The sequence below is a fragment of the Pseudoduganella sp. UC29_71 genome (assembly GCF_042693265.1).
Lineage (GTDB): Bacteria > Pseudomonadota > Gammaproteobacteria > Burkholderiales > Burkholderiaceae_D > Rugamonas.
In genome coordinates, this window is sequence record NZ_CP170549.1 from 2277191 (window position 1) to 2290937 (window position 13747).

Annotated in this window: 8 protein-coding genes and 4 tRNA genes; all 12 read left to right on the forward strand. The window is 60.9% G+C overall.

What is annotated here, in order from left to right; translation table 11 throughout:
* Window positions 1–160 precede the first annotated feature (160 nt).
* Complete coding sequence (locus ACFJI2_RS09955; protein ID WP_377704852.1) at window positions 161–1309, forward strand: efflux RND transporter periplasmic adaptor subunit; 1149 nt, start codon at window positions 161–163, stop codon at window positions 1307–1309.
* Entirely contained in the window at window positions 1306–4392 is a 3087-nt protein-coding gene (locus ACFJI2_RS09960) for an efflux RND transporter permease subunit (protein WP_377704853.1), read from the forward strand. Before ACFJI2_RS09955 ends, ACFJI2_RS09960 begins: the two co-directional genes overlap by 4 nt.
* A gap of 237 nt (window positions 4393–4629) precedes the next feature.
* Window positions 4630–4716: transfer RNA gene (locus ACFJI2_RS09965), tRNA-Leu, on the forward strand.
* Window positions 4717–4749: 33 nt separating this feature from the next.
* On the forward strand, window positions 4750–6090 hold the full coding sequence (gene tig / locus ACFJI2_RS09970; protein WP_107869115.1) for a trigger factor: 1341 nt from the start codon (window positions 4750–4752) through the stop codon (window positions 6088–6090).
* Between the two features lie 40 nt (window positions 6091–6130).
* Window positions 6131–6748 carry an ATP-dependent Clp endopeptidase proteolytic subunit ClpP gene (clpP, locus tag ACFJI2_RS09975; protein ID WP_107869334.1) on the forward strand — a complete coding sequence of 206 codons (618 nt, stop codon included), beginning with the start codon at window positions 6131–6133 and terminating at the stop codon, window positions 6746–6748.
* Between the two features lie 155 nt (window positions 6749–6903).
* Window positions 6904–8172: an ATP-dependent Clp protease ATP-binding subunit ClpX gene (gene clpX, locus ACFJI2_RS09980; protein ID WP_107869114.1), complete on the forward strand. Its 1269-nt coding sequence runs from the start codon at window positions 6904–6906 to the stop codon at window positions 8170–8172.
* A gap of 283 nt (window positions 8173–8455) precedes the next feature.
* The gene (lon, locus tag ACFJI2_RS09985) at window positions 8456–10867 is read left to right on the forward strand and encodes an endopeptidase La (RefSeq protein WP_107869113.1); all 2412 of its coding nucleotides are present in this window, start codon (window positions 8456–8458) and stop codon (window positions 10865–10867) included.
* A gap of 177 nt (window positions 10868–11044) precedes the next feature.
* On the forward strand, window positions 11045–11332 hold the full coding sequence (locus ACFJI2_RS09990) for an HU family DNA-binding protein (protein ID WP_307188286.1): 288 nt from the start codon (window positions 11045–11047) through the stop codon (window positions 11330–11332).
* Between the two features lie 50 nt (window positions 11333–11382).
* Window positions 11383–11458, forward strand: a tRNA-Val gene (locus ACFJI2_RS09995).
* A 30-nt stretch (window positions 11459–11488) separates the two neighbouring features.
* Window positions 11489–11565: transfer RNA gene (locus tag ACFJI2_RS10000), tRNA-Asp, on the forward strand.
* Between the two features lie 26 nt (window positions 11566–11591).
* A tRNA-Asp gene (locus ACFJI2_RS10005) sits at window positions 11592–11668 on the forward strand.
* A 149-nt stretch (window positions 11669–11817) separates the two neighbouring features.
* A complete protein-coding gene (locus ACFJI2_RS10010; RefSeq protein WP_377704854.1) occupies window positions 11818–13737 on the forward strand; it encodes a SurA N-terminal domain-containing protein in 1920 nt (639 codons plus the stop codon).
* Window positions 13738–13747: the final 10 nt, after the last annotated feature.

Sequence of the window (13747 nt, forward strand, 5' to 3'; positions counted from 1 at the left end):
AGGGGTATTCAAGTAAATGACGCCAAAGTCATTTGCAAAGATTGTGTCACAGCTTATAATTTTAATTAACGGAAAGTCATTTACTTTCTGGCCGGAACCATCATAGTGGCAAAGTGCTATCGCCGCAATCCAAAGCAGCCCGCATAGTAAAGGAATTAATGTGTACTCCCTGAAAAAACTGCGTCCTTTCCCCGCCTTCGCCATCCTGACACTCTGCGCCGCAGCCGTGTTGGTGGCCGGTTGTGGCAAGAAAGCTGAAAAGACCGAAGACATTCGCCCGGTGCGCGCCATCGTGCTGCAAAGCAGCGACATCGACGTGAACGCCGAGTTCTCGGGCGAGGTGAGGGCGCGCGTGGAGTCGCGCCTGGGCTTCCGGGTGCCGGGCAAGATCGTCACGCGCAGCGTGGACGTGGGCTCGGTGGTGAAGAAGGGCCAGCAGCTGATGCAGCTGGACCCGCAGGACCTGAAACTGTCGCAGGCGCAGGCGCTCGCCTCGCTGCGCGCGGCGGAAACCGCGCGCGACTTCGCCAAGGCGGAGCTGAAGCGCTACCAGGACCTGAAGGCGCAGAACTTCGTCGCCCAGACCATTTTGGACGGCAAGGAGTCGGCCTACAAGTCGGCCCAGGCCAATGTGGATGCGGCGCAGGCGCTGTACCGCTCGCAGGCCAACCAGGCCGGCTATTCGACGCTGGTGGCCGATATCGACGGCGTGGTGACGGCGGTGGACGCCGAAATCGGCCAGGTGGTGCAAGCCGGCACGCCGGTGGTGCGCGTGGCCAAGTCGGGCGACAAGGAAATCGTCATCGGCATCCCGGAAGACAAGGTCGATGCGCTTAAATCCATTTCGGACGTGCGCGTGCGCCTGTGGGCCAACCCGCAGCACGCGGTGCCGGGCAAGATCCGCGAGATTTCGCCGGCGGCCGACCCGGCCACCCGTACGTATACGGTGAAGGTCACCATCCCCGAGAGCCTGCGCGAAGCGAAGCTAGGCATGACGGCAGTGGTGGAATTCGCCTCCAAGACGGCGCAGCCGCAGATCAAGGTGCCGCTGACGGCGCTGCATTATGAAAAAGCCACCACCTCGGTATGGGTGGTGGAAAACGGCGCGGTGAAGCTGGTGCCGGTGACGCCGGCCGGCGTGGCGGGCAACGACATCGTGCTCGGCTCGGGCGTGAAAGCCGGCCAGACCGTCGTGACGGCAGGCGTGAATGTGCTCAAGCCGGGGCAGAAGGTGAAGATACTCGGCGAAGAACTGGCCAAGCCTGCCGCGCCGGCCCAGGCATCCGCTCCCGCCGGAGCCGCCAAATGAAGGACGGCTTCAATCTCTCACGCTGGGCGCTCGAACACATTCCGCTGACGCGTTACCTGATGGCCGTGCTGCTGCTGGGCGGCATGCTGAGCTACGCCAACCTGGGACAGGACGAGGACCCGCCGTTCACCTTCCGCGTGATGGTGGTGCGCGCCTTCTGGCCTGGCGCCACCTCGCTGCAGATGGCCGAGCAGGTCACCGACAAGCTGGAAAAGAAGCTGCAGGAGACGCCGCACGTCAACGAAATCAGCAGTTATTCCAAGCCCGGTGAAACGCTGATCCTGGTGGAGTTGCGCGAATCCGCGCCGCCGGGCGAGACGGCCGAGGCCTGGTACCAGGTGCGCAAGAAGATAGGCGACATCAAGGGAACCTTGCCGCAGGGCGTGCAAGGCCCGTTCTTCAACGACGAATTCGGCGACACCTACGGCTCCATCTTCGCGCTTTCCGGCGACGGCTTCACCTACGCCGAAATGAAGGATTACGCGGACTTCGCGCGCCAGCAGCTGCTGGGCGTGTCGCAAGTGTCCAAGGTCGAACTGTTCGGCGTGCAGGATGAGAAGATCAACATCGAGTTCTCGCACAAGAAGTTCGCCCAGCTGGGCATCCCGTTCGAGGCCATCGTCAACCAGATCGCCACGCAGAACAACATCGAATCGACCGGCGTGCTGGTCACGCCGACCGACAACCTGCAGGTGCGCGTCACCGGCGCCCTGAAGACCGTCAAGGACCTGGAAGAACTGGAGCTGCGCGCCAACGGCACCACTTTCCGCCTGGGCGACTTCGCCACCATCAAGCGCCAGTATGACGACCCGCCGCAAGAGAAGATGCGCTTCAACGGCAAGGAAGTGATCGGCCTGGGCGTGTCGATGGAGCGCGGCGGCAACATCATCAAGATGGGCGAGAGCATGGAGAAGACCGTGGCCGAGATGAAGGCCAAGCTGCCGGTCGGTATCGAGCTGCAGCGCGTGTCCGACCAGCCGAGCGCCGTCAAGGCGTCGGTGGGCGAGTTCGTGCACACGCTGATCGAGGCGGTGCTGATCGTGCTGGCGGTGAGCTTCGTTTCGCTGGGCATGCACACCAAGCCCAAGTTCCGCCTGGACGCGCGTCCCGGGCTGGTGGTGGCGCTGACCATACCGCTGGTGCTGGCCGTGACTTTCCTGTTCATGCGCATGCTGTCCATCGACCTGCACAAGATTTCGCTGGGCGCGCTGATCATCGCCCTCGGCCTGCTGGTGGACGACGCCATCATCGCCGTGGAAATGATGGTGCGCAAAATGGAGGAGGGTTTCTCGCGCTTCGACGCGGCCACTTTCGCCTACACCTCCACGGCGCTGCCCATGCTGACCGGCACGCTGATTACGGTGGCCGGCTTCCTGCCCATCGGCCTGGCCAAGTCGGCGGCCGGCGAATACACGTTCACGCTGTTCTCGGTGAACGCGCTGGCGCTGATCATCTCGTGGTTCGTGGCGGTGATATTCACGCCGTACATCGGCTACCTGCTGCTCAAGGTGCAGCCGCACGGCGACGGCCACCATGAACTGTTCGATACGCCGGGCTTCCGCAAGTTCCGCGCCGTGGTGAACTGGTGCGTGGAATGGCGCAAGACTACCATCGCCGCCACGCTCGCCATCTTCTTCCTCGGCGTGTACGGCTTCGGCTTCATCGAGAAGCAGTTCTTCCCGGATTCCAGCCGCCCCGAGCTGATGGTGGAAATCTGGATGCCGGAAGGGACGTCGTTCGCCGCCAATGAAAAGCAGGTGAAGAAGTTCGAGGCCTTTATTCAAAAGCAGGAGGGCGTGGTCAGCGTGACCAGCTACGTGGGCACCGGCAGTCCGCGTTTCTACCTGCCGCTGGACCAGATCTTCCCGCAGACGAACGTGTCCCAGTTCGTGGTGCTGCCGAAAGACCTGAAGGCGCGCGAGGAGCTGCGCCAGAAGATCACCAATATCTTCAAGGTGGATTTCCCCGAAGTGCGCGGCCGCGTGAAGCTGCTGCCGAATGGTCCGCCCGTGCCGTATCCAGTGCAGTTCCGCGTGATCGGCGGCGAGGTTGAGAAAGTGCGCGCCATCGCCGACCAGGTGAAGGACGTCATGCGCGCCAACCCGAACACGCTGGGCGTGAACGACAACTGGAATGAATCCGTGAAAGTGCTGCGCATGGACCTGGACCAGGACAAGATGCGCGCGCTGGGCGTCACTTCGCAAACGGTGATGCGCGCCGCGAACACCATCCTGTCCGGCACCACGGTGGGCCAGTTCCGCGACGGCATCAAGCTGATCGACATCCAGGTGCGCCAGCCGCTGGAAGAGCGCAGCACCATCTCGGTGCTGAACGACACCAACATCCCTACGGCCAACGGCAAGTCCGTCACCATCGGCCAGCTGGCACGCGTGCACTTCGTGTGGGAGCCGGGCGTGGTGTGGCGCGAGGGCCGCGAATGGGCCATTACCGTGCAGTCGGACGTGGTGGAGGGCATCCAGGGGCCGACCGTGACCGGCCAGGTCGATCCCAAGCTGGACGAGCTGCGCAAGAACCTGCCGGCCGGCTACCGCATCGACGTGAAGGGCGCGGCGTCCGACAGCAGCGAGGCGGAGGCGTCGATCTCGGCCAACCTGCCGCTGGCGATCTTCATCATCTTCACTCTGCTGATGCTGCAGCTGCACAGCTTCTCGCGTTCGCTGCTGGTGTTCCTCACCGGTCCGCTGGGCGTGGCCGGCGCGGCCGCTGCCTTGCTGCTGCTGGGGCGCCCGCTGGGCTTTGTGGCCAACCTGGGCATCATCGCGCTGTTCGGCATGATTATCCGGAATTCGGTGATCCTGGTGGACCAGATCGAGCAGGACATCAAGGGCGGGGCCGAGCCGTGGGACGCCATCGTGGAATCGGCCGTGCGCCGCTGCCGGCCCATCATCCTGACGGCCGCGGCCGCGGCGCTGGCGATGATACCGTTGTCGCGCTCGGTGTTCTGGGGGCCGATGGCGGTGGCCATCATGGGCGGCCTGATCCTGGCGACGGCGCTCACCTTGCTGTTCCTGCCGGCGCTCTACGCGGCCTGGTTCCGGGTCAAGAAGCCGGCGCGGGCGTAGCGCGGCGGGTTAGCCGCACAGCGGCGTAACCCGCCACGGAAGCTGCAAATTGCAGAGGAATCAAGGCATTACATTTTTAATGTTGTGTTTGAGTTAAAAAACCCTTCCGTACTCTGAAAAAAACAGTAAAATACCGCGTTGAAGTTGAAAGCCCCTGCTGCGGCGGGGAAAGGGCGAGCCGTTTTCAATGGACCTTATTGAAAAACGTGTCGCCCTTTGCTTTTGTACAAATACGCCGCGAGGATGGCGAAATTGGTAGACGCACCAGGTTTAGGTCCTGACGCCAGCAATGGTGTGGGGGTTCGAGTCCCCCTCCTCGCACCACAGTATTCTTTATATTTTTTGGACGATTTTTACATGGCAACTGCAGTCGAAACCCTGGGCAAACTCGAACGTCGTATCACGATCTCCTTCCCGCTGAGCGAAGTCCGCACGGAAGTTGAGAAGCGCCTGAAAGTGCAAGCCAAGTCGGCTAAGGCACCAGGCTTCCGTCCTGGCAAAGTGCCCATGAAAATGGTCGCCGCACAATACGGTTATCAGATCGAGACCGAAGTGCTGAACGATAAAGTCGGCCGCGCCTTCAACGACGCCGCCAACGCTGCCGAACTGCGCGTCGCAGGCTATCCGCGCATCGAACCGAAGAACGACGCGCCAGAAGGCCAGCTGACCTTCGACGCCACCTTCGAGGTGTATCCGGAAGTCGTCATCGGCGACCTGTCCACCGTTGAAATCGAAACCGTGAAAGCCGAAGTGTCGGACGCGGAAATCGACAAGACCATTGAAATCCTGCGCAAGCAGCGCGTGCACTTCCACACCAAGGGCGAAGCCGGTGAACACGGCGACGGCGGTGCGCCGATCGCCGCCAACGGCGACCGCGTGACCGTGGACTTCGTCGGCTCGATCGACGGCGTTGAATTCCCAGGCGGCAAAGCCGAAGACTACGCATTCGTACTGGGCGAAGGCCGCATGCTGCCGGAGTTCGAAGCCGCTACCGTGGGCCTGAAAGTGGGCGAAGCCAAGACCTTCGACCTGGCTTTCCCAGAGGACTACCATGGCAAGGACGTGGCCGGCAAGACCGCCCAGTTCACCATCACCCTGAAGAAGCTGGAATGGGCGCACCTGCCGGAAGTGGACGCGGAATTCGCCAAATCGCTGGGCGTAGCCGACGGCGACCTGGCCAAAATGCGCGAAGACATCAAGGTCAACCTGGAACGCGAAGTCAACGGCCGTGTGAAAGCACGCAACAAGGAAGCCGTGATGGATGCGCTGGTCAAGACCGCCACCCTGGACGTGCCCCAAGCGCTGATCGCGCAAGACACCGAGCGCCTGGCTGAAATGACCCGTCAGGACATGGCGCAACGCGGCATGAACGTAAAAGATGTACCATTCCCACCGGAACTGTTCGCAGACAAAGCCGAGCGCCGCGTGCGCCTGGGCCTGATCCTGTCGCAACTGGTTAACGAAAACAAGCTGCAAGCGCTGCCGGAGCAGGTGAAGGCGCAAGTGGAAGACTTCGCACAAAGCTACGAAGATCCGCGCGAAGTGCTGAAGTACTACTACAGCGACCGTCGCCGCCTGGCTGAAGTCGAAGCCCTTGTATTGGAAGAAAACGTCGTTAACTTCGTCCTGGGCCTGTCGAAAACCACGTCGAAAGCTGTTGCCTTCGACGAGCTGATGGGAAGCAACGCGCAAGCGTAATCCAGCTTCAGAGAAGCTGCATCACAAGGAACAATGCATGATGAACCGTAATCCGGCACTCGACACTGAAATGCTCGGCCTGGTGCCGATGGTGATTGAACAAAGCGGCCGTGGCGAGCGCTCCTATGACATTTACTCGCGCCTGTTGAAGGAACGCGTGATTTTCATGGTGGGTCCCGTCAACGACCAGATGGCCAATCTGATCGTGGCCCAGCTGCTGTTCCTGGAGAGCGAAAATCCGGATAAGGATATTTCGCTCTACATCAACTCGCCTGGCGGTTCGGTTTCGGCCGGCCTGGCGATTTACGACACGATGCAGTTTATCAAGCCGGACGTGTCCACCCTGTGCACCGGCATGGCGGCGTCGATGGGCGCCTTCCTGCTGGCGGCTGGCGCGAAGGGCAAGCGTTTCTCGCTGCCTAACTCGCGCATCATGATTCACCAGCCGTCGGGCGGCTCGCAAGGCATGGCGTCGGACATCGAAATCCAGGCCAAGGAAATCCTGTACCTGCGCCATCGCCTGAACACCATCATGGCCGAGCGTACTGGCCAGACGGTGGAGCAGATCGCCAAGGACACCGACCGCGACCGCTTCCTGTCCGCCGAAGAGGCGACGGAATACGGCCTGATCGACAAAGTGTTGACCTCCCGCGGCTGATGCGTTCCCTGCGCTGAGAAACTGAAAAAAACGCCCGGACGCTACAACGTTCCGGGCGTTTCTTTTTATTTCAGGTAGCATGTGTCTTATACAAGCCGCACAGCTTGCTGTGCAGTGTATGCGGCACCAATATTGCAACTACATAAACAAGTCCCATGTCCGAGAAAAAATCCTCCAGCGGTGAAAAACTCCTTTACTGCTCGTTCTGCGGCAAGAGCCAGCACGAGGTCAAGAAGCTGATCGCCGGTCCGTCCGTCTTCATCTGCGACGAATGCATCGACTTGTGCAACGATATCATTCGTGATGAAACGTCGAGCATCGAATCGGTGACCGGCGCCAAGTCGGACCTGCCGACCCCGCACGAAATCAAGGAACTGCTGGACCAGTACGTCATCGGCCAGCAGACCGCCAAGCGCATCCTGTCGGTCGCTGTGTACAACCACTACAAGCGTCTGAAGCACCTGGGCAAGAAGGATGACGTGGAACTGGCCAAGAGCAACATCCTGCTGGTCGGCCCTACCGGCTCCGGCAAGACCCTGCTGGCCCAGACCCTGGCGCGCATGCTGAACGTGCCGTTCGTGATCGCCGACGCCACCACGCTGACCGAAGCGGGCTACGTAGGCGAAGACGTCGAGAACATCATCCAGAAGCTGCTGCAAAGCTGCAACTACGATGTGGAAAAGGCCCAGCGCGGCATCGTCTACATCGACGAGATCGACAAGATTTCGCGCAAGTCCGACAACCCGTCCATCACGCGCGACGTGTCCGGCGAGGGTGTGCAGCAGGCGCTGCTGAAACTGATCGAGGGCACCATGGCCTCGGTGCCGCCGCAGGGCGGGCGCAAGCACCCGAACCAGGACTTCGTGCAGATCGACACCACCAACATCATGTTCATCTGCGGCGGCGCCTTCGACGGCCTGGCCAAGATCATCTCCAACCGTTCGGAAAAGAGCGGCATCGGCTTCTCGGCCACCGTCAAGAGCAAGGAGCAGCGCGCTGCCTCCGAGATCCTGATGGAAGCCGAGCCGGAAGACCTGATCAAGTTCGGCCTGATCCCGGAACTGGTGGGCCGCCTGCCGGTGGTGGCCACGCTGGCCGAACTGACCGAGGAAGCGCTGATCCAGATCCTGGTGGAGCCGAAGAACGCGCTGGTCAAGCAGTACTCCAAGCTGCTGGACATGGAAGGCTCGGAACTGGAAATCCGTCCGGCCGCCTTGCACGCCATCGCCAAGAAGGCGCTGGCCCGCAAGACCGGCGCGCGCGGCCTGCGTTCCATCCTGGAACACGCGCTGCTCGACGTGATGTACGAACTGCCAAATGAGCAGAATGTCAGCAAAGTGGTGATCGATGAAAATACCATCACCAGCGGCGCCAAGCCCTTGCTGATTTATCAGGAAACGCCTAAAGCCTCTGGTGAAAATTAAATAACGACTGCACACATGCGCAAAATTCGTTTTGCATCCATGGGGCAAGGCGGTACAATTTAAATCAATAAGAGAATGCAGGCTTCATTCGGAAAGCCACACGCGATGCCTGCGTCGCGCGTGGCTTTTTTATTTGAATTCTGCATATTTTTATAGCACGGCAGGCTCTCGGCGGCGCTGTATTTAGCAATCGTCAGTATTTCCGAGAATTATTATCTGCCGGGTCTTGTGATTTGGCATCTTTGCGCCAATATCTGCAACACGCTTTCACATAAGGTACGCCATGACAACTTCCAAATTAACTGAGCAAACTCAACTGCCGTTATTGCCGCTGCGGGATGTTGTAGTTTTCCCGCATATGGTGATACCGCTGTTTGTAGGTCGCCCCAAGTCGATCAAGGCGCTGGAAGCCGCGATGGAGCAGGGCAAGAGCATCATGCTCGCCGCCCAGAAAGCTGCCGCCAAGGACGAACCTTCCGCCTCCGACATTTATGAAATCGGTTGCGTGGCCAACATCCTGCAGATGCTGAAACTGCCGGACGGCACCGTCAAGGTGCTGGTCGAGGGTGCCCAGCGCGCCCGCATCAAGAAAATCACCGACGCGCCGACGCACTTCGTGGCCGATCTGACCCCGCTCGATTCCGAGATTGGCGACGATTCGGAAATCGAAGCGATGCGCCGCGCCATCGTCCAGCAGTTCGACCAGTACGTCAAACTGAACAAGAAAATCCCGCCGGAGATCCTCGCTTCGCTGTCCGGCATCGACGACGCCGGCCGCCTGGCCGACACCGTGGCCGCGCATCTGCCCCTCAAGCTCGAGCAGAAGCAGGTCATCCTGGAAATCTTCAACGTCGCCAAGCGCCTGGAGCACCTGCTCGGCCAGCTGGAAGGCGAGCTCGACATCCTGCAAGTGGAAAAGCGCATCCGCGGCCGCGTCAAGCGCCAGATGGAAAAGTCGCAGCGCGAGTACTACCTGAACGAGCAGGTCAAGGCCATCCAGAAGGAACTGGGCGAGGGCGAAGACGGCGCCGACCTGGACGAGCTGGAAAAGAAAGTGGCCGCCGCCAAGATGCCGAAAGAGGCACTGGACAAGGCCAACGCCGAACTGAAAAAGCTCAAGCTGATGTCGCCGATGTCGGCCGAAGCCACCGTGGTGCGCAACTACATCGACACCCTGGTCGGCCTGCCTTGGAAGAAAAAGTCCAAGGTCAACAACGACCTGGCCAACGCCGAGAAAGTGCTGGAAGGCGACCACTATGGCCTGGACAAGGTCAAGGAACGCATCCTGGAATACCTCGCGGTGCAGCAGCGCGTCGACAAGCTGAAGGCGCCCATCCTGTGCTTCGTCGGTCCTCCGGGCGTCGGTAAGACGTCGCTGGGCCAGTCCATCGCCCGCGCCACGAACCGCAAGTTCGTGCGCATGGCGCTGGGCGGCGTGCGCGACGAAGCCGAGATCCGCGGCCACCGCCGTACCTACATCGGCTCCATGCCGGGCAAGGTGCTGCAGTCGCTGGCCAAGGTCGGCGTGCGCAACCCGCTGTTCCTGCTGGACGAAATCGACAAGATGGGCGCGGACTTCCGCGGCGATCCGTCGTCGGCCCTGCTCGAGGTGCTGGACCCTGAACAGAACCACACGTTCTCGGACCACTACATCGAAGTGGACTTCGACTTGAGCGACGTGATGTTCGTGGCCACCTCGAACTCGTACAATATTCCGCCGGCGCTGCTGGACCGCATGGAAGTGATCCGCCTGTCGGGCTACACGGAAGACGAGAAGACCAACATCTCGCAGCGCTACCTGCTGCCGAAACAGATCAAGAACAACGGTCTGAAGGAAGACGAGATCTCGGTATCGGAAGCGGCGCTGCGCGACATCATCCGCTACTACACCCGTGAAGCCGGCGTGCGCTCGCTGGAACGCGAAGTGTCGAAGATCTGCCGCAAGGTGGTGAAGATGCTGCTGCTGAAGAAGACCGAGAAAAAAGTCGCCGTGACGCCGAAAAACCTGGACAAGTTCCTGGGCGTGCGCCGCTACGACTTCGGTGTGGCCGAGAAGGACAACCAGGTGGGCCAGGTGGTCGGTCTGGCGTGGACCGAAGTGGGCGGCGATCTGCTGACCATCGAAGCCGTGACCATGCCGGGCAAGGGCGGCGTGATCCGCACCGGCACCCTGGGCGACGTGATGAAGGAATCGATCGAAGCGGCACGCACCGTGGTGCGCAGCCGTGCCAACCGCCTCGGCATCAAGTCCGAAGTGTTTGAGAAGAGCGACATCCACATCCACGTGCCGGAAGGCGCCACGCCGAAAGACGGTCCTTCGGCCGGTATCGCCATGACGACCGCGCTGGTCTCCGTGTTCACGGGCATTCCGGTGCGCGCCGACGTGGCGATGACGGGCGAGATCACGCTGCGCGGCGAAGTGCTGCCGATCGGCGGCCTGAAAGAGAAGCTGCTGGCGGCGCATCGCGGCGGCATCAAGACGGTGCTGATCCCCGAGCAGAACGTGAAGGACCTGGCCGAAATTCCGGACAATGTGAAGAACAAGCTGGAGATCGTGCCGGTGCGCTGGATCGACAAGGTGCTGGAAATCGCGCTGGAGCGCCAGCCGGAAGCCGTCGTGGAAACCCCTCCGGTGGAGGCGGTGGCCGCAGCGGCGGCCAAGGTGGACGGCCAGGGCGAAGTGGTCAAGCACTAAGCCGCAGCTTGCATAAATTGTCCGTTTGACCATAAACAGGCGCTTTTTAAGCGCCTGTTTCAATTTTTACTGTGGTTTTGTACTGTGTTTCCCTTGACACAAGGTTGCAACGGCTTGTTTAATACGGCCTGAGATTTTCTCTGCCGTATAAAAACGGTATAAACGATATAAACCTTTGTGACGGGGAAGCTTGTGAACAAGACTGAATTGATCGACCATATTGCCACTTCCGCTGACATCTCGAAAGCGGCTGCTGCGCGCGCACTGGATGCGGTGATCGATGGCGTAACTACTACTCTGGCCAAGAACGACAGCGTCACCCTGGTCGGCTTCGGCACTTTCTCCGTGAGCGAACGCGCTGCCCGCACCGGCCGCAATCCGCGCACGAAAGAAGAAATCGTGATCGACGCAGCTAAAGTTCCTAAATTTAAAGCTGGCAAAGCTTTGAAGGATGCTGTAAACTAACGGACTTCGGTGAGTTGTGCGGCATGTTCAACTCACCAAGCGGTTTAGCCGGGCGCTTAGCTCAGTTGGTAGAGCGGAGCCCTTACAAGGCTTAGGTCGGGAGTTCGAGCCTCTCAGCGCCCACCAGTTAAACCGACGTTGTGCCTTGTATTTGCTGGAGCGGTAGTTCAGTTGGTTAGAATACCGGCCTGTCACGCCGGGGGTCGCGGGTTCGAGTCCCGTCCGCTCCGCCAACAAATACAAACAACACATCTGACCAGGAGCGGTAGTTCAGTTGGTTAGAATACCGGCCTGTCACGCCGGGGGTCGCGGGTTCGAGCCCCGTCCGCTCCGCCAAGAATATGGAAACCCCTGCAGCTGCGAAGTTGCAGGGGTTTTTTCATTTTTGGCATGCTTGCCGTTTTCTCAAAACTGTGCCTTGCTATAGAGCGGCGGGGCGCTGTAAAATCGCGACGGAATATTTCCTCTCCTCAGAATGGCGGACCATGTTTGAATTTATACGCACGCATCAAAAGCTGATGCAGATTTTACTGGCGATCCTGATCGTGCCGTCGTTTATCTTCGTCGGCGTGGCCGGCTACAAGAACACGGGCGACGACGCCAACGTCGTGGCCAAGGTCGGCGACCAGTCGGTAACCCGGCAGGAATGGGAAGCGGCGCAACGCAACCAGCTCGACAGCTTCCGTCAGCGCATGGGCGCCCAGTTCGACCAGAAACTGTTCGACACCCCCGAGTTCAAGCAGAACGTGCTGGAGCGCCTGGTGGCCGAGCGCGCCGTTGCCGCCGAAATGGTGCGCAGCCACCTGACCGTGGCCGACAGCGTGCTGCAAAAGCAGATCCTCGACACCCCCGGCCTGCGCAAGGATGACGGCAGCTTCGACATGGAGCGCTACAAGGCGCTGCTGGGCGCGCAAGGGCTGTCCCCGGCCGGCTACGAAGCGCAGCTGCGCCGCGACATGGCCCTGCAGCAGCTGGCCGGCGCCGTGCAGGGCACCGGCATCGTGCCGCGCGCCGTCGCCAAGCAGATCTCCGATTTCGGCTCGCAGCAACGCGAAGTGCAGGAACAGCTGTTCCCGGCCGCGCAATACCTGTCGCAAGTCAAAGTCACCGACGAGATGGTGAAAGCCTTCTACGACAAGAACAGCAAGCTGTTCGAAACGCCTGAGCAAGCCAAGATCGAATACGTGGTGTTCAGCGCCGCCGCAGTCGCCGAGCAGGTCAGCGTGACCGACGCCGAGGTGGCCGCCTACTACGAAGCCAACAAGGCCCGCTTCGCCAGCCCGGAATCGCGCCGTGCCAGCCACATCCTGGTCACCGTGGGCAAGGACGCCAGCGCCGCCGACAAGGCAGCCGCCAAGGCCAAGGCCGAAGCCATCCTGGCCGACGTGAAGAAGAACCCGGCCGACTTCGCCAAGATCGCCAAGGCCAAGTCGCAAGACCCGTCGTCCGCAGAGCAGGGCGGCGAGCTGGGCGAACTGGAAAAAGGCTCGCTGCCGAAAGCGCTGGAAGACAAAGCCTTCAGCATGCAGCAGGGCGAGATCGCCGGCCCCATCGAAACCGAGTTCGGCTACCACGTCGTGACCATCACCTCGCTCAAGCCATCGGCCACCAAGCCGCTGGACGAAGTGAAGGACACCATCGCCGCCGACCTGAAGAAGCAAAAGGCCGGCAAGCAGTACTCGGAGATGGCGGAAGCCTTCACCAACACCGTGTACGAGCAGTCCGACAGCCTGAAGCCGGTAGCCGACAAGCTGAAGCTGAAAGTGGAAACCGCCGAGAACGTCACGCGCAACCCATCGCCTGCGCTGGGCACGGCGCCGTACAACAACGCCAAGTTCCTGACCGCGCTGTTCTCGGCCGACTCGCTGAAAAACAAGCGCAACACCGAAGCGGTTGAAGTCGCGCCGACCACGCTGGTGGCAGGCCGCATCGTCGAATTCAAGCCTGCGGCCAAGCGCCCGCTGGCCGAAGTCGAAGCCGCGATTCGCCAGCGCGTGACGGCCGAAGAAGCGGTCAAGCTGGCGCACAAGGAAGGCGAAGCCAAGATGGCCGCCGCCAAGGCCACCGGCAGCGCCGAAGGCTTCGGCCCGGCGCAGGTCGTCTCGCGCACCGAAGGCAAAGGCCTGAGCCCGCAAGTACTGGCCGAAGTCATGAAAGCCGACGCCAGCAAGCTGCCGGCCTACGTCGGCGTGGAAGTGGCGGGTGCAGGCTACGGCGTGTACCGCATCGGCAAGGTGCAGCAGCCGGCCACGCAAGACGCCGCCCGCCGCAAAGCCGAAGAAGAGCAAATCACCGGCATCGTCGCCGAGCAGGAAATGGCGGCCTATGTCGAAGCGCTGAAGCAAAAATCCAAGGCCAAGATCCTGGCCTCGGCAGCGCCGGCCAAAACCGAAGAAGCAAAATAAAAAAAGCCGC